This window comes from Chryseobacterium sp. 1B4, from assembly GCF_036631475.1.
Lineage (GTDB): Bacteria > Bacteroidota > Bacteroidia > Flavobacteriales > Weeksellaceae > Chryseobacterium.
In genome coordinates this window covers 274,416-290,950 of the sequence record NZ_JAPNUF010000009.1, presented here as the reverse complement: position 1 = coordinate 290,950, position 16,535 = coordinate 274,416, and the positions used below count along the sequence as shown (strand labels likewise).

The 16,535-nt window shown below is 38.6% G+C and carries 13 protein-coding genes and 2 pseudogenes; 6 read left to right on the top strand and 9 right to left on the bottom strand.

What is annotated here, in order from left to right; genetic code table 11:
* Positions 1-11: 11 nt before the first annotated feature.
* From rpsJ to OWR28_RS20705, 5 genes and pseudogenes are all read left to right on the top strand, one after another.
* Positions 12-317 carry a 30S ribosomal protein S10 gene (rpsJ, locus tag OWR28_RS20735; RefSeq protein WP_002661363.1) on the top strand — a complete coding sequence of 102 codons (306 nt, stop codon included), beginning with the start codon at positions 12-14 and terminating at the stop codon, positions 315-317.
* A 319-nt stretch (positions 318-636) separates the two neighbouring features.
* Positions 637-2,897, top strand: a pseudogene (locus tag OWR28_RS20725) (TonB-dependent siderophore receptor).
* A gap of 13 nt (positions 2,898-2,910) precedes the next feature.
* Positions 2,911-3,198: a hypothetical protein gene (locus OWR28_RS20715; protein WP_332388323.1), complete on the top strand. Its 288-nt coding sequence runs from the start codon at positions 2,911-2,913 to the stop codon at positions 3,196-3,198.
* Between the two features lie 134 nt (positions 3,199-3,332).
* A complete protein-coding gene (locus OWR28_RS20710; RefSeq protein WP_332388322.1) occupies positions 3,333-3,827 on the top strand; it encodes a low affinity iron permease family protein in 495 nt (164 codons plus the stop codon).
* Positions 3,828-4,001: 174 nt separating this feature from the next.
* Positions 4,002-6,239, top strand: coding sequence for a reprolysin-like metallopeptidase (locus tag OWR28_RS20705; protein ID WP_332388321.1), 2,238 nt, complete (start codon positions 4,002-4,004; stop codon positions 6,237-6,239).
* 57 nt (positions 6,240-6,296) lie between these two features.
* Here the strand turns inward: OWR28_RS20705 and OWR28_RS20700 are convergent, their stop codons facing one another.
* The 9 genes and pseudogenes from OWR28_RS20700 to OWR28_RS20660 all read right to left on the bottom strand — a co-directional run bounded on the left by OWR28_RS20700 (position 6,297) and on the right by OWR28_RS20660 (position 15,614).
* A complete protein-coding gene (locus OWR28_RS20700) occupies positions 6,297-8,306 on the bottom strand; it encodes a hypothetical protein (RefSeq protein ID WP_332388320.1) in 2,010 nt (669 codons plus the stop codon).
* Positions 8,303-9,019, bottom strand: coding sequence for a hypothetical protein (locus OWR28_RS20695; protein ID WP_332388318.1), 717 nt, complete (start codon positions 9,017-9,019; stop codon positions 8,303-8,305). Before OWR28_RS20695 ends, OWR28_RS20700 begins: the two co-directional genes overlap by 4 nt.
* Before the next feature lie 75 nt (positions 9,020-9,094).
* The gene (locus tag OWR28_RS20690; protein ID WP_332388317.1) at positions 9,095-9,520 is read right to left on the bottom strand and encodes a hypothetical protein; all 426 of its coding nucleotides are present in this window, start codon (positions 9,518-9,520) and stop codon (positions 9,095-9,097) included.
* Entirely contained in the window at positions 9,483-10,070 is a 588-nt protein-coding gene (locus OWR28_RS20685; RefSeq protein ID WP_332388316.1) for a hypothetical protein, read from the bottom strand. The genes OWR28_RS20690 and OWR28_RS20685 overlap by 38 nt, the downstream gene beginning before the upstream one ends.
* 254 nt (positions 10,071-10,324) lie before the next feature.
* Positions 10,325-10,747, bottom strand: a complete 423-nt coding sequence (locus OWR28_RS20680) for a hypothetical protein (RefSeq protein ID WP_332388315.1) — start codon at positions 10,745-10,747, stop codon at positions 10,325-10,327.
* Positions 10,748-10,938: 191 nt separating this feature from the next.
* Complete coding sequence (locus tag OWR28_RS20675; protein ID WP_332388314.1) at positions 10,939-11,751, bottom strand: hypothetical protein; 813 nt, start codon at positions 11,749-11,751, stop codon at positions 10,939-10,941.
* A 5-nt stretch (positions 11,752-11,756) separates the two neighbouring features.
* On the bottom strand, positions 11,757-12,488 hold the full coding sequence (locus OWR28_RS20670) for an MIP/aquaporin family protein (RefSeq protein WP_332388313.1): 732 nt from the start codon (positions 12,486-12,488) through the stop codon (positions 11,757-11,759).
* Positions 12,489-12,510: 22 nt separating this feature from the next.
* Positions 12,511-14,005: pseudogene (glpK, locus tag OWR28_RS20665) on the bottom strand (glycerol kinase GlpK).
* Positions 14,006-14,015: 10 nt separating this feature from the next.
* Entirely contained in the window at positions 14,016-15,614 is a 1,599-nt protein-coding gene (locus OWR28_RS20660; protein WP_332388312.1) for a glycerol-3-phosphate dehydrogenase/oxidase, read from the bottom strand.
* 116 nt (positions 15,615-15,730) lie between these two features.
* Here OWR28_RS20660 and OWR28_RS20655 point away from each other — a divergent pair, with 116 nt between their 5' ends.
* Positions 15,731-16,492 carry a DeoR/GlpR family DNA-binding transcription regulator gene (locus OWR28_RS20655; protein ID WP_332388311.1) on the top strand — a complete coding sequence of 254 codons (762 nt, stop codon included), beginning with the start codon at positions 15,731-15,733 and terminating at the stop codon, positions 16,490-16,492.
* Positions 16,493-16,535: the final 43 nt, after the last annotated feature.

Below are 16,535 nucleotides of genomic sequence, written 5' to 3'. Positions count from 1 at the left end.
ATTAGATTAAAATGTCACAAAGAATCAGAATAAAACTTAAGTCTTACGATTACAACTTAGTAGATAAATCTGCAGAGAAAATCGTAAAAACGGTAAAGGCTACTGGTGCTGTTGTAAACGGTCCTATTCCATTACCAACAAATAAGAGAATCTTCACAGTGTTGAGATCTCCGCACGTAAACAAGAAAGCAAGAGAGCAGTTCCAACTTTCAGCTCACAAGAGACTAATGGATATCTACTCTTCTTCTTCTAAGACTGTTGATGCTCTAATGAAATTAGAACTTCCTTCAGGTGTAGACGTTGAAATTAAAGTGTGATAAATGCATACTTTGCAATGATTATACAGTCCGTCCCTTTTTCAGGGGCGGATTTTTTTGGATATTATCTGCAGAAAAATGCAGAGCGTAAAGCAGATTTGTGGCTGGCAAATCTGCTTTTTTGTATTGTACTTTCTTTAACCATAAAAAGTCTGAAGAATAATACTTCTAACAATTGAAGAGAACTGCTTTAAGGTTTTTAAGAGTCCTCATTGCTGGTTAATGATCTGATAACTGCAGTACTTTTTAGGTGACATAAGTCACGTTAATTTCTTTATTTAGAATTAATAAAAATAATATTTTTACAAAAAATTATCAAATGAATAAAGTAGTATCCTTTTCTCTGCTTGTATTGGGTGGGGTCTTTGTAAATGCACAGAAAATTAATGATTCTATTAAAAAGTCGAAGGAAATTGACGAAGTGGAACTATTCGGTGAAAGAAAAAGCAGCCGCAAGGTTTGGAGGCCATCACAAGGCTGCCATTAAAAACCAGAGATCAGATTCAGAGTATTTCTGTGATCTCCCATAAAGCAATTGAAGAATTAGGAGCTCTTACCGTTACCGATGTTGCCAAAAATGTACCTGGTGTAACGCTATTCTCAAGTTATGGAGGAGGAAACGAGAGTATGTCTATCAGAGGATATCGTGGAGTTCCTGTATTGAAGAACGGGGTTCAGATGGATTCGGATTTCCGTACTGCAGGGATGATGACAGATATGCAGGGAGTAGAAAGTATCCAGGTCATTAAGGGTTCTGCAGCGGTAAGCCAGGGAATTGGAAACGGGTTAGGATCTGCAGGAGGAGTAATCAATGTAGTGACCAAAAGACCTCAGTTTATTGATCAGACCAATATTGGATTCCGATATGGAAGCTGGGATTTTTACAGGCCCACAGTAGACTTTCAGAGAGTACTGGATCAGCAGGGGAAAGTCGCAGTTAGATTCAATGGAGCCTATCAGAACAACAATTCATTCAGGAGCCATGTAAAAGGAGAAAGAATTTATGTGAATCCCTCCATCGCTTTTCGTCCGGACGATAAAACCTACATTAATGTAGAAATGGATTACCTACATGATAAAAGAACTCCGGACAGAGGAACTATTAACCTGGCACCTGGAAATATAGAAGCATTATATCATATGCCAAAAGGCAAGTTCCTGGGATATACTTCTGATTATGCCATGACGGAAACCTATAATTTTGCCACTACTGCTATTCGCCAGCTGAATGACAAGTTTAAAGTGAGGGCTGCTTTTATAAATTCTGTGACGAATTCAGATAGCGAGGCGTCATCCATCTCATTACCAACCGGAGGTACAGACTATAATATCAGACAGCGTACCATTGGAAAGAGCGAGTCGTTAGACATCAACAGGGTCTTGCAGCTGGATTTTATTGGTGAAAATGTAAAAACAGGAATTATTAATCATACTTTCCAGGTTGGATTTGATTGGAGAGAAACTGAGACTTCTTCTGTAACGTATGAAGCATACAAAAACTCTATAGCACCCGGAAATTTAATTACAGCAAGACCTACAGAAATTGCTGGTGTGAAGTACGCCGCTAATCCGCTTGATATATTTGATGTAGTAAACGGATCTATTCCGAATACACTTCCTGTAAACGTTATTTATAAAAGCCTGGGACGCTCCAATGCTGTATTGACTCCAAGTATCGGAGCAATGGCTCAGGATGTCATGTCAATCGGTAAATATGTAAAAGCACATCTGGGAATCAGATACAGCAGACTGAACGGCTCTGCCAATGAATCTGTAGATACCTGGAATCCTAATTTCGGATTGATCATTTCTCCAATTGAAAATATTAATGTTTTCGGATCTTATACCACAACAACTTCATTAAGATCTTCCAATAACATTCTTCAGGCCGGAGGATTGGTAGGGCCATCCCATACAAAACAGTGGGAAGCAGGAATTAAGTCTGATTGGTTTAATGAACGTTTGAGATTTAATGTTACCTGGTTTGATATTAATACAGATAATCTTTCATTCCAGATTCTGGATGCCAACTATAATCCGATTAAAGATGCCAATAAAAATATCCTTTACGGATTAGCGGGTAATTTAAGGAGAAAAGGTGTAGAGGTAGAACTTATCGGAAGGATTTTACCAAACCTTCAGGTCATGTCCGGATGGGCATACCTGGATGCCCAGTATCAGGATAGCCCGGCATATATCAACGGTTCAAGGCCAATGAATGCTCCAAAGCACACCGCAAATGCATGGCTGAATTACAAATTTAACAAAGGGATATTAGACAGAGTAGATATTGGAGCAGGAATTTACTACGTGTGACAACGCCCTGTAGATGAGTGGACACAGAAGACCTTCAGTGCAGGCCACATTAACAGCGTAAAACCGGGAGATCAGCCTTTCGATATGCCACAGTATACAACGGTAGATGCCCAGGCTGGATACTCTATGAAAAACGGAATGGGAGTAAGAGTGTTCTTTAATAATATTTTTGATAGTGTTGGCTACAGCTCTTATTTCAGAGGTGGATATATCGATCAGATTCAACCAAGAAATTTTGCAGTACAGGTAAATTATAAATTCTAACTCAAAAAATAGTATGAAAATTGCCAGAACAATACTCTTAGTATTGATTGCCGGAGCTGGTGTAGCTTCATGTTCCGAAGAACATTTGTCCGAAGAGGAACTGAAAACGGCCAGGGAAAATATTGAAAAACATTATAATAACCCTAAAAGCATATACTCCTGGGGTAATATTTCTCCCTGGAAAGATCACTGGAATAATACAATTTATCCAAAAGCTTTTTCACCTGCTCAAATCGGAAAGAGTATGATCGCAGAAGAAAAGCAGAACCTGGAAAACCGTTTCTCAGAAAAGATTAAATAATATATTTCAATCATTCATATCAATTTTAATTAAAAGCATTAAGACAGTAAGCATGGTCTTAATGTTTTTTTGTTTGTATTATTACTCCTTATTCCTGTTAATTTTATACATTTATTATGTAAAAAACCAAGATTATGGGACATACGGGAAATCATTTTTTTGAAAAGTTTTCAAACTGGGCTGTAAAATTTACAGGAAGTCCACATGCTTTTATGGGAGCTTTCCTTATCGTTGTGGTATGGGCGGTTACCGGTCCTTTCTTTGACTATTCTGAAACATGGCAGCTGGTTATCAACACCGGAACCACCATTATTACATTTCTGATGGTATTCCTTATTCAGAAGGCTCAGAATAAAGATTCAAAAGCAATACAAATTAAGCTCAACGAAATTATTGCTGCCCACGAAAAAGCCAGTAACAGAATTGTAGATATCGAAGATCTTACAGAAGAAGAGCTGGATCAGCTTCATTGCTATTATGAAAGACTTGCCCAACTGGCGAAAAAAGATTACGATATCCATACTTCCCATTCTATAGATGCTGCGCAGAGAAATCAGGATTACAAATACGAATTTTTCAAAAGAAAACATGAAGAATGGATGCAGAAGCAGGAACAAAAGAATAAATAAAGTTTCGGTTTAAAAAAATCTTTCAAATTAAATTATCGCAATATTTTTTTAATTTTATATTGTTGTAATTTATGTATTTTTGGCTTTTTTTGATTCTTTTCTTTGTTTTTTAGCGTTTTTTTAGCAAGTGTTTAAATTTGTTAAAAATATTAAATGAAAACAAAATTATTTTGTTTGCCGGTATTATTTTTAGCAATATCAGCAAATGCACAATGGAGCAGAGGGCTGCCAGAACAAAAAATCATAAAGAAAAGTGATCATTCGGCTTATTATAAACTCGATATAGATCAGATAAGAACTCAACTTCTTAGAGCGCCTAAAATAGGTGAGGGTACTCCTATTACGATCAGTATTCCTACTCTTGAAGGAAAAATTGAGAAGTTTACAGTAAATAGCTTTCCGGTTATGGATGAGACCCTGGCTAACAAATATCAGTTAGGGTCGTATGTAGGAATCGGAACTGATGATCCTTCCAAATATATCAGATTTAGTGTCGCACCCAATGATTTCCAGTCTATGATCATTGGTACTGATGGTAAATATGAATTTATAGAACCTGCCACTGCTGACAAATCTTATTATTCTGTACACGGAAAAACCAATAAGAGCAGGCATGCATTTGTATGTAACACCAAAGAAGACAAAGAAGCTATTGCTAAAATGCAGAAGCTGATGAATTCAGGAACTGTTGCAAAATCAAACAACAAAACTTTCCATACCCTTAGACTGGCTATGTCCGTAACAGGAGAGTACACCGCTTTCTTTGGGGGAGTAGCGGGTGCTCTTACCCAAATTAATGCTACTTTGTCAAGAGTAAATGGGGTATTTGAAAAAGAGTTTAATGTACATGTCAACGCAATCAATGCTCCGGCACTTATATTTCCGGATGATGCTAATGATCCTTACAGCACTTCCGATCTTATGTGTAAATGGAGTAATGAACTGATGAATACATTGCATGGAGGAGCGTATGGTGTTACAGATGCAGATTTTGATATTGGGCATTTGTTTGGAGCAACAGGCGGTGGCGGGCGTGCCGGCTGTATTGGGTGCATAGGAAGTAATGATATATCTACAAGTATCGATCCTCTTTGTGAAGATTCACCATATCCAAATAATTATAAGGGCAGCGGATTTACCTCCCCGGGAATTGATTATTATGTTAGTGGTACATGGGACGAAAACAGTACGGCTCAATTACCACCCAGCGGAGATACTTTTGATATTGACTTTGTAGCTCATGAGATGGGGCATCAGTTGGGAGATAATCATACTTATAGCAGTGATGAAGGTACCGGTTCTAATACTTATGTGGAACCAGGTTCAGGATCTACGATTATGGGATATGCGGGGATTATCGGCCCGGATAAAGATGTTCAGAAACATTCTGATGTTTATTTCCATAGTGTAAGTATTGATCAGGTACAGGCTAATCTTGCAACAGTAACAGCAGATGTAGAAACACCCATTGTTAACAATCAGCCTGTTGTAACTGCGATGAATACAACTTATACAATTCCAAAATCCACAGCTTTTGTGTTGACAGCTTCGGCAACGGATCCGGATGGAGATGTATTGACCTATTGCTGGGAACAAGTGAACTCAAGCAGTTTACCGGGCGGTATTACCAAAAGTAATATCGGAAATACATCCACGGGAGCAAATTTCAGATCATGGGCTCCTACTACTAGCCCTACAAGATATTTCCCTAAACTGACAACTGTTTTGGGAGGGGCTGTAAAAAATACAGCTGATTTTGAAGCAGCAAGTACGGTGGCCAGAACCACTGCTTTCAGAGTAACGGTAAGAGATAACAAACCTGGCGGACAGGCGCAGACTGCTTATGCAACACAAACTATTGTAGTAGGATCCGCAGCTGCATTTACTGTTAATACAACATCACTTACCCCGAATGTGAATTCTACTATTACATGGACGGTTTCCGGAACTGCAGTCGCTCCATACAATGCAGCCAATGTTAAAATTGATTATACAGAAGATGGCGGATTAACCTGGAATGATCTTGCAGCATCAGTTCCGAATAACGGCTCAGCCAGTGTCTTCATTCCTGCGTCATTGGCGGGTAAAACGATTCATTTGAGGGTGTCAGCTATTGGAAATGTATTTTATGCAGTGAAACAAGCTGTAGTATCCGGTACAATGGCTGTCTCTGAAGCAAAAAATGAGGTAAAATCAGTTAAGATTTATCCAAATCCTGTAGAAGAGGTGTTGAATGTTCTGAATGTTTCTTCAAATGCATCGTATGAAATTTTCAATGCTCCAGGGCAGTTAATTTCAAAAGGAGCTATTGGAGACGGTAAAATTGATGTCAGTGCTCTTGTAAAAGGAATCTACTTTATTACAATTAATAATAAAGACGAAAAGAACACAATTAAGTTTGTTAAAAAATAGTTCAATAAAAGATAAAATAAAAACCTCTGAGTCATCAGAGGTTTTTTATGAATAATATTATCTCATGAAATAGCTGAAATAACTACAGCTTCCCATCAGGTTTTTCGTTGTTTCAGTATCGGAATACTGCGCTTTCAGCTGGGCAAAATAGGTTCTGTACTTTTGATTTTTAAGTTGATCCATTTCCTTTTGGCGGGCATCTTCTTTCTCAGACCATTTCGGATCAGAATAATCAAAATCTTTTGGAGCCTTCGCTTCATACTGGTAATATTTACCTTGCTCGGCACTTGCCATCTGGAACAGGATCCTTGCTTTTTCTTCCTTGTTATTTGAAAGCTTAAGGGCTTTTTGATAATAATGGATAGACAGATCAAAATTATCAGGTTCAATATAGGAAGTATCGAGGAAGTTTTTATAATAATACTGGTAAGGATTTTTTCTGTCTGTATTCCAGAAGTCGTATTTACCTCCGTTGCTGTTGTCAATATCCATCACAAATAACTGACGGTAATATCCTAAAATAGAAGTATTGTACAACAGGTTTCCGATAAGCTGATTGGCTTTTGCGGCTTTTTCACCCGTACCGGATCCAATCTTTTTAAGTTGAATCAATGCATCTGCAAGCTCAAGTTTATCCATACTTGTTTTGATGAAAGGGAAATCTGTATAGTTTTCTGCTTCCATACTTTCGTTTTCAGGACTTCCAAAACTTTCCCATACATTATGCCCGAATACAAGATTTGAAATGTTTTTAAATCCATTGTATTCAGCAGGTGCATACTGTTTGGCTGTAACAGTCTGTCCTTCCTTTTCTGTCCATTCATAATTCTGTCTTGGAATACCGGCAAAGTTTTTTGCTTTTTCATAATAAGATTTTGCCTTTTCAAAGTCAGCAAGTCTCATGGCTCTGTCTCCATAAATGATATTGAAGAAAGCATCAATATTGCCTACGCTGTCCATGTTTTTGGCAATGATCTGCTGTTCAAACCGGGTTTTATTAGGTTTTCTGTAAAACGCTTCCACACTCTTCACAAGACTCGAGTTAGGGTTATATTGCAGATCCGAAAGCTTATTGTTCATCAGGAATGATTTTCCATCTTCACCCTGAAGGAAATAACGGTTGGCAAGAACATCTTTAAGGAAATCAGCCGTAGACGGCACTTCACCATAATAATCAAAATTATCAGTTGTGGCAGTATCCTTTTCTACCTTTTTCTCTACAAAATATTCCGAATAATCTTTCATCAGCCGGTCTTCATATGCTGCATCAATTCTTGGCTGTGAAACGATATCATTCAGAACCTGCATTCTTTTGATCTCTTCCAGATATTCAGGATTGGTCGTTTTAATTTCACTCAGGATTTCCGTACTTCCTTTGTAGTCTTTTTTAAGGAATTTAAGATAAGCATCTGCAATCTGCCAGAACTCATCCTTAGATTTTTCTTTGGTTTTGTCAGTGAACTTCTGAAGATCATCAAGATAATCCTTCATTTTATCATCATACCCATAACCGGAAGTCGTGTAGAACGGAATCCTGTTTGGATTGTCCAGTAACTCATCATCACTCTGATCTGTTTTACTCCCATCAGCGGATTCTTTTTTAGATCCCCCGAAGAGGTTTTTAAAGAATCTCACAATTTTTTGCCAGAAAGAAAGCTTTTCTTCCTTTACTTCAGTTGTGGCAGAAGGTTGGGCATCCTTTGAAGAGGCATTTTTATCTGCTTTTCCTCTTTGTACGTAAGGACTTTTAGCAGCATCAGAATTGTAATAATACACCGGAAGATAACTTCTTTCCAGTTCATTGATGCTCCTTGCAGCCATTACCTTCAGGATTTCAGAATCAGGATTGATCTCATACATCTTTTCCATGGTTGGAATCGGGTTGTTGAAATCCTCATATCCTAAAAGAAAGTATGCCATATTCTTTTCCTCATTGGTGCTGGCTCTTTTCATGATATTGCTGAAAGAGGCAGTATCAGAAAGCTTCATAGAAACAAATGCAGATTCTTTGCGGTCTTTACTGTTCATGAATACCTGAAAGAAATTCCAGTTGGCATCACTGTTCATTTCAAGTCCTCTTGTGCACCGGCAAGCTGGTCAAGGGACATGAAATATACTGTTCCTTTTAATTTGACAGGGGCAACATAAGTTTTGAAAGCCTGTACTGCAGAGTCGTAATTTCGGGTGTAATGATTCAGACGTACCAGCTGGTATCCATAGCGCTGCTTGATTTCAGGATTTCGCGCTGCATTATATAAAGACGTTAAAGCAGCAATGGTTTTATTGTAATCAAGAGCTGTTGCATTTTTCCTGTTGGCATCTCTGTCGTAGTAAAATGAATTTTCACTTTCGATATAATTGATGCTCATGTAAGGCTCAAGATATTTGGCTTCAATTAAATAATCAATGCCTTCCTTGTACTTCTGATAAAATCCGGATCCCAGCTTCTGTAAAAGAGGATTGGTCGGATTTCCGTTCTTTAAGGCATTCAGGTCATTCATGCTCACTTTATATACCAGATTCTGGGTTTCAGAATAGCTGAGCTGATTATTAAAGAACTTTCTCCATGTTTCAACATTGTCATCAGGAATCAGTGAAGGGTTGTATCCCCCATAAAACCTGCTTGAATAGTTGTGCAGAAAAGGAAGGTAAGCTTTGTCCTTAATGATTGTTTGCGTAAAAAGGTTGAAGTAATCATAATCAGGATCCGACCATGCGCAGGCCTCGGATTGGGTATAGAAAAGTGATATAACCGCAAGTGAAAGAATATACTTTTTCATAGGGTTTGTCGTGTTTTTTTAGTTTATAATATGGTATGATAGGGTTCAGGCAGGCTGATCTCCATCTGCTGGAGATTAAAATTTACGGTCTGACACAAATTTACTATCTAATTGATAATAAATAATATTAAAATGTGGTATTTTTTTCTGTAAAAACTTAATAACATCGTTAAGCTGTTCTTCAGATATTTCCTCAACCTTTATTGTAAAGCCTTTGTTTAAATAGCTTCCAAAGTAGAAACCGTCTTTCAGAACTTCAGTTTCATGATCAGATATCCTCTTAAAATCAGGGTTCTCCAGATCTTGTTTTGATAAAGCATTAATCAGTTTGTGTTTGCCTAAATGGTTCGTGATAATTCCCCAGGAGTAAATAGGAAGTGCCACTTCAATTTTTTTGATCGGATAGTCTTCCATTTTTGAAAGATAGCTTTTCAGGATATTGACATCCAGAATTGAATTCTTATCAGATTTTTCCAATGGTGATGATGTAGAATAGCACATGAGATATACTTTCTCTACAGGAGGAATACCGGTTTGTTTTATCTTTAACCTGATGAAGGCGAAGTGTACAGGTTATTTCTTTTCCGGAAATCCTTTTCAGTTCCTTCAGAAATTTAAAATAATCATTTCTTGTCCCAGCGGTCCAGTCACAGTCGATCTGAATTTCATTATTGGTTTTCAGTTTATATTCTTCCGCTTTCTTTTGAATTAAAAGGTGAATACTTTCAGCCAGAAACTTGGTTTCTTCTGCAGAAATGCCCAGCAAAGCCTGATTGGTAATAAAAACCGTAGGAACGATCTGTTTTCCTGTCTGAAAACTCACGTCTTTGGTAATCACTGCTACCGGCTGAAATTTCCCATTGACTTTATCTACATCAAAGAATCTTGTATATAAATAAGGAACCGTTGCTTTCTCCAGTGCTTTCTTTTCTGCATGGTCAAGCTTTAGTTTGGTTTTCCAGTAATAAAATGTATAAGGATGATTCTCTTTCCTGCTGCATGATACCATAAGAAAGAGAAGGAATAGAAATAAAATTTTAAAATTTTTCATTGGTGCAAATGACCTTTCAAAATTAAAGATATTTTGGCAGAATATAAACCGTAAAATCCCGGTGATTGGCAATTATAGGTAGATAAGCAAAGAAATTTGTATTGTGATAGTATGATTTGTTCAAATGCAGTAGGTTGTATAACTATTCCCCTCCTATGGAGAGGTGTCAAATTGATAATTTGACGGGGTGGTTTTGACAAATAATAATAAAACCACCCCAAAATAGAGTGGCTTTTTCTATAGATATTATTTCACTACTTAAAAAATTCACTTTCACAGGTGCAGGTTTCTTTAGTGATGCTCTCAGTAGATGAACAGCAGCCATCAAGATTCTTCACATTTCCCTTTTCATCGGTAAGGTAGATTTTTTCTTTGTCGAATTTCACGAAAAAGGTTTCCTCATATTTTTTAAAGACCACTTTCATTACTTTATTAGGTGCATATTTCCCTGCATTGATTTCTTCCGTTGTTTCTTCCCCGTTGGCCTGATTGATCTGAACATAGCCAAAATGTACATCACCATTACTTTTTACATCCAGATAATAATGAGGAGTACCGGTGCCGCTATATCCTTTCAAAATATCAAAATTCCTATATCCGATAAAAGGAACATCCGTCTGTTGTGCCCATGTAAAAATACTGATGCACAGAACCATTAAACTGAAAAACTTTTTCATATCTATTTTTTTCAAAAGTAAAAATTTTTAAGCAAAGCATTCACCGTAAAAACACTGTTGTTTAAAATTAAAAAATTGTAAAAGAAATCTCTTTGATAACATGAGTTGTGAATTTTGATTTGATGCATGTTTCTTATAAAAACAAACCACTCCTAAAAGAAGTGGCTTTTTATGATTGTGTTTAAATCTGTTTAAAAAACAGTTGCCGCAAGCTGAATTCTAGCAAATCTATTGGAAGGATTCCACATCGCCATCATGGATACGGGAAGGCTGTAATGATCAGTAATCTTTACTACTTTTCCTGCTTTTACTCCTACATTAACGATATCGAAACTGTTTTTACCGTTACCATACAAAAAGGTTTTATCATGGAGAGCAAACCCGGCTCCTACAAATGCGTCCAGATTTACTTTCTGCCCCTTAATAACAGGATAGCTTGCCTGAACATAAGTGGAGTATCTGTTTTTCTTATAGCTTCCGTCGGATTCCAGAATAACTTCTCCGGCATTGGCACCTCCGTACAGCATGATATCAGCCTCAATATTAATCGGGAATGAAGGCCCGAAAGTATAATTGGTTCTTAAATCAATAATATGGGCGGTTCTTCTCCGTGAATAACTGAAAATGTCATCTGCTGCCACTGCAGTATTGATATTCCTGGAATTATAAAGATCCCATAATCCGATATAAAAACGCCCGTCAGAATATTGGACATAATAGTTGATCTCTTTATAATGGGTGTTGTCCTTATCATCAGCTAATGCAGAGGCACCCCAGATTCCTACCTTCCATTTCTTCTCTGCATCCAGGGCGTAGGAAAGATTCCCCATCACGACAGGTTTATCCGTAATAATTAGTCCTCTCCATAAGTGATTGTTCTGGATGTTGGCTGTAAAATCAAGTCTTCCTTCTTGGGTTTCCTTGGTTTCACCGCTTTCCTGTGAAAATAACCTTCCTGTGCCTAAAGCAAGAACGAAGATTCCCTTTAAGATTTTTCTCATCATTTGTTTTATTTTAAAAATCCATATAATACTGCTGCGATAATAGCTCCTGTAATCGGACCTACTATAGGAATCCACGCATACCCCCAGTCACTGCTTCCTTTTACGGGTAAGATGGAATGCATGATTCTTGGAGCAAGATCTCTCGCCGGGTTAATAGCATATCCTGTAGTTCCTCCCAGAGATAAACCGATAGCCCAAACGACAAAGGTAACAGGGATGGCTCCGATAGATCCGAGGCCTACTTTAGCTGCCGGATCTGCCTGTAAAGAAATACTGGGACCAGCAAAATAAAATACACAGAATACTAGTACAAATGTTCCGATGATCTCACTGATAAGATTGGAAGATGTTTTTCTGATCGCCGGACCAGTACTGAAGCATGCCAGTTTCGCACCCTCATCCTCTGTGATAGCAAAATGATCCTTATGAAACAGCCATACTAAAAATGCACCCAGCATTCCTCCGATCATTTGCGCTGCGATATAAGACGGAACAAGGTCCCATGAGAATTTTCCTGCAACAGCAAGACCAATGGTTACTGCCGGGTTCAGGTGGGCCCCACTTATTGGCCCTGCAACGGTTACTCCCACAAAAACGGCCAGTGCCCATGCGGTAGTAATAACAATCCATCCGGAATTATTTCCTTTCGTATCTTTTAAGACAACATTGGCTACAACACCGTTGCCTAACAATATAAGAAGCATCGTGCCGATAACTTCTGCAATAAATGGGGTCATATAAGTTTTTTTGATAAGTGAGTTAATCTTCAATCCAGCTTTGAGCGCTTTTTACAGCTTTCTTCCAGAAGTGGGTCATTTTATTTACCTTTTCTCTGTCCAGTTGAGGGTGGAAGTCCTTGTCTACAATCCATTGTTCCTGGATTTCGTCTATACTTTTCCAATATCCTACTGCAAGTCCTGCAAGGTAGGCTGCTCCAAGAGCAGTAGTTTCCAATGTTTTTGGTCTTGTAATTTTAAATCCGAAAAGATCAGACTGAATCTGCATCAGAAGATCACTTGCGGAGGCACCTCCGTCCACTCTTAATTCAAGGCTGGCTCTTCCGGAATCTGCTTCCATTGCTTTTACAATTTCATAAACCTGAAATGCAATTCCCTCCAGGGTGGCTCTGGCGATATGGGCATCGGTAGTTCCACGGGTAATCCCTACAATCGTTCCGCGCGCATATTGATCCCAGTAAGGGGCACCAAGGCCGGTTAATGCAGGGACGAAATAAACACCGCCATTATCTTCTACGGAAGCAGCCAGTTCGTTCACCTGCTCGGAAGAATGAATAAGCTTAAGACCGTCTCTCAGCCATTGAATAGCCGCGCCTCCTACAAAAACACTTCCTTCCAGTGCATAGTTAACCTCTCCGTTAATTTTCCAGGCTACAGTGGTAAGAAGGTTGTTTTTAGAAGAAACAGCTTCTGTTCCTGTATTCATTAATAGGAAACACCCTGTTCCGTAGGTATTTTTTACCATTCCCGGAGTGGTACACATCTGTCCGAATAGGGCGGCCTGCTGGTCTCCGGCAATACCTGCGATCGGAATTTTGGTAGAGAACAGGGTAGTAGCGGTCTCTCCATATATTTCACTGCTTTGCTTTACTTCCGGGAGGATGTTTTTAGGAATATCAAATAGCTCTAATAAATGATTATCCCATTCCAGAGTGTGAATATTCAGAAGCATGGTTCTGCTGGCATTGGAAACGTCTGTGATGAACATTTTTCCGCGGGTAAGTTTCCACACAAGCCACGTGTCAACAGTTCCGAAACACAATTTTCCTTCTTCAGCTTTTGTCTTGCTCCTTCTACATGATCAAGAATCCACTTTAATTTGGTTGCTGAAAAGTAAGCATCCAGAACAAGACCTGTTTTTCTTTGATGGTTTCTGCATGTCCCTGTTCTTTCAGTTCGTCACAGTATTTTGAAGTTCTGCGGTCCTGCCATACAATGGCATTGTAGATCGGTTCACCGGTTTCTTTATCCCATACAATGGTGGTTTCACGCTGATTGGTAATTCCGATAGCGGCAACTTCCAGTCCGGAGATTCCTGCTTTTGCTATAACTTCTGCTGCTACGGAGATCTGTGAAGACCAGATTTCATTCGGATCGTGTTCTACCCATCCCGGAGTAGGGAATATCTGTCTGAAATCTTTCTGAGATACATATTTGATTTCTCCACTATGGTTGAAGAGAATCGCTCTGGAGGAAGTTGTCCCCTGGTCTAGAGCGAGGATAAGCTTTTCATTCATGTATATAGTGCTAATTTAGGTTGATAACTTTAGGTGAATAAGGAGTCAGTAAATACCCTTTTGCTAGTTCAATGAATTCATTTTCCTGCTGCTGGGCCCATTCTTCAGAATATCCTTTTTCTTCAGCAATAATTCTTGCTACATTATGAGCACTGTCTATTGCTGCTCTTGCATCCAGGAACAGCAAACGGACTCTTCTTGCCAGGATATCTTCAATCGTTTCTGCCATTTCTGCTCTCACTGCCCATATGATTTCTGCTACGGTGAAAGGATGATCCGGATGGACTTTTTGTGCATAACGGGGATTGCTTTCCTGTAATGCTTTTATGGCTGGTATATCTGATCCGTACACATACAGATGATTGGTTCTGTCTACCTGTTCAGGTTTTACATTTCCGTGAATGGACATATGCTCTGTTTTTGATGGGTTGTTTCCCAGCCTGTGAACTTTCATAGCTTCATCTACTGTGTCTTCCGCCATTTTACGGTATGTGGTCCACTTTCCTCCGATAATGGAAATCAATCCTGTTTCTGAAGTAATGACTTTATGGCTTCTGGAAACTTCTTTTGTGCTTTTGCTTCCGTCTTTAGGAGCAGCAAGGGGACGTAGTCCTGCGAACACTGATTTTACGTCTTCACGTGTCGGCTTTTTAGCCAGATATTGTCTTGCTGTATTTAAAACAAAGCTTATTTCCTCTTCCAGTGCACGGGGCTCAAAGCTTTCATTTTCCAGTAGGGTGTCTGTAGTTCCTACCAAAGCCCGGTCATGCCATGGAACAACAAATAAAACCCTGCCGTCTGATGTTTTCGGAATCATGATCGCATCATCGCTTTTCAGGAAGGATTTATCCAGTACAAGATGAATTCCCTGGCTCGGTACTACAAGTTTACCATGCTTGGGATTGTTCATATTCAGGATGTCGTTGGTAAATACGCCGGTTGCATTGATAACTACTTTACCATGGATCTGGTATTGCTGTTTAGAAAACTGGTCTTCTGCAACAACACCGATTATTTTATCGGAAGCATCTTTTAAAAGATTGATTACTTTTACATAGTTAACTGCACTTCCGCCTTTTTCAATGATAGTTTGGGTAAGGTTGATCGCAAGTCTTGCATCGTCAAACTGTCCGTCCTGATAAACAACACCGCTCATTAAGTGGTTTTGTTCAATAGTAGGAAGCTTTTCCACTGTTTTTGATTTGCTGATATATTTTGTTTTACCTAAGCTTAATTTTCCGGCAAGGAAATCATAAACTGACAGTCCTATCTTATAATAGATTCCTCCCCACCATGTATAGTTGGGAATAATGAAAGACTGATTTTTTACGATATGTGCTGCATTTTTTGCCAGAAGTCCTCTTTCCTTCAATGCTTCTTTTACCAATCCGACATCTCCCTGGGCAAGATATCTTACTCCACCGTGTACCAATTTGGTACTTCTGCTGGAAGTTGCTTTTGCGAAATCATGAGATTCGAGCAATAAAGTTTTGAATCCCCTGCTTACCGCGTCTAATGCTGAACCTAAACCACTGGCTCCTCCTCCTATGACAATAAAGTCCCATTCTTTTACCTGGGTTAATGTACTGAGTTCTTCGTTTCGTTTCATAAATGTTTCGTTTATGTTTCGTTTTCAAATATATAAATTAAAAATGAAAGCAAAAAGAAAATAAATGAAATTTTAAGATGTCGGAAAAAATCGGTATTTTTGAGGAAACGAATAAAATGGAAAAGCTATTACCAAGGCAGGATGAAATACTTAAAGAGCTGGATGATAAAGGGCATGTGCTTGTGCAGGATCTGTGTGAAAAGCTCAATGTGTCTTCGGTTACGATCCGAAAGGATCTGAACTATCTCGAAAGTCTGGGGCTTCTTTTCAGAAATCATGGAGGGGCAAGTAAGCAGGTAAGGTATGCTTATGAAAAGAATGTAGGTGAGAAAGAAAGCATCAATGTGGAAGCAAAACAGGTTATTGCCAGGGCTGCGTTATCATTGATTCATGAAAATGACTGTATTATATTGGCATCCGGAACAACAATGCATTATCTGGCGAGAATGCTGGTGAATTTTGGTCCGCTTACAGTGCTAACATCCTCTTTACGGGTGGCAATTGAGCTTTGTAATAATCCTAACATTAATATTATACAACTGGGAGGCGAAGTGAGGAAAAGTTCTACGTCTATAGTAGGTTCTATTTCGGAAGGAATTCTGAAGCAGTTTTCCTGCAATAAGCTTTTTCTGGGAGTAGATGGAATTGATCCTGAATTCGGAATCAGTACCTCCAATGCAGCAGAGGCTCATTTGAACCAGATTATGATGGAGTGTGCAGACCAGACGGTAATCCTTGCGGATTCTTCAAAGTTAAATAAGAAGGGATTCGGAAAGATTGCAAGTTTAGATCAGGTGGATTATCTTATTACAGATGATGGGATTCTGGAGGAAGATAAAAACAACCTGGAAGAGATTGGGGTAACCGTAATTGTTTAAATGATTTTGTTTTAGTGTTTTTTAAGTTTATAATGAATTTCTG

What these genes read in the sequence shown, in the direction of transcription:
- rpsJ (WP_002661363.1), top strand. Translation starts at nt 12, where the DNA reads ATGTCACAAAGAATCAGAATAAAACTTAAGTCTTACGATTACAACTTA.
- OWR28_RS20715 (WP_332388323.1), top strand. Translation starts at nt 2,911, where the DNA reads ATGAAAATTGCCAGAACAATACTCTTAGTATTGATTGCCGGAGCTGGT.
- OWR28_RS20710 (WP_332388322.1), top strand. Translation starts at nt 3,333, where the DNA reads ATGGGACATACGGGAAATCATTTTTTTGAAAAGTTTTCAAACTGGGCT.
- OWR28_RS20700 (WP_332388320.1), bottom strand. Translation starts at nt 8,306, where the DNA reads ATGAACAGTGATGCCAACTGGAATTTCTTTCAGGTATTCATGAACAGT.
- OWR28_RS20695 (WP_332388318.1), bottom strand. Translation starts at nt 9,019, where the DNA reads ATGAAAAAGTATATTCTTTCACTTGCGGTTATATCACTTTTCTATACC.
- OWR28_RS20690 (WP_332388317.1), bottom strand. Translation starts at nt 9,520, where the DNA reads ATGTGCTATTCTACATCATCACCATTGGAAAAATCTGATAAGAATTCA.
- OWR28_RS20685 (WP_332388316.1), bottom strand. Translation starts at nt 10,070, where the DNA reads ATGAAAAATTTTAAAATTTTATTTCTATTCCTTCTCTTTCTTATGGTA.
- OWR28_RS20680 (WP_332388315.1), bottom strand. Translation starts at nt 10,747, where the DNA reads ATGAAAAAGTTTTTCAGTTTAATGGTTCTGTGCATCAGTATTTTTACA.
- OWR28_RS20675 (WP_332388314.1), bottom strand. Translation starts at nt 11,751, where the DNA reads ATGATGAGAAAAATCTTAAAGGGAATCTTCGTTCTTGCTTTAGGCACA.
- OWR28_RS20670 (WP_332388313.1), bottom strand. Translation starts at nt 12,488, where the DNA reads ATGACCCCATTTATTGCAGAAGTTATCGGCACGATGCTTCTTATATTG.
- OWR28_RS20660 (WP_332388312.1), bottom strand. Translation starts at nt 15,614, where the DNA reads ATGAAACGAAACGAAGAACTCAGTACATTAACCCAGGTAAAAGAATGG.
- OWR28_RS20655 (WP_332388311.1), top strand. Translation starts at nt 15,731, where the DNA reads ATGGAAAAGCTATTACCAAGGCAGGATGAAATACTTAAAGAGCTGGAT.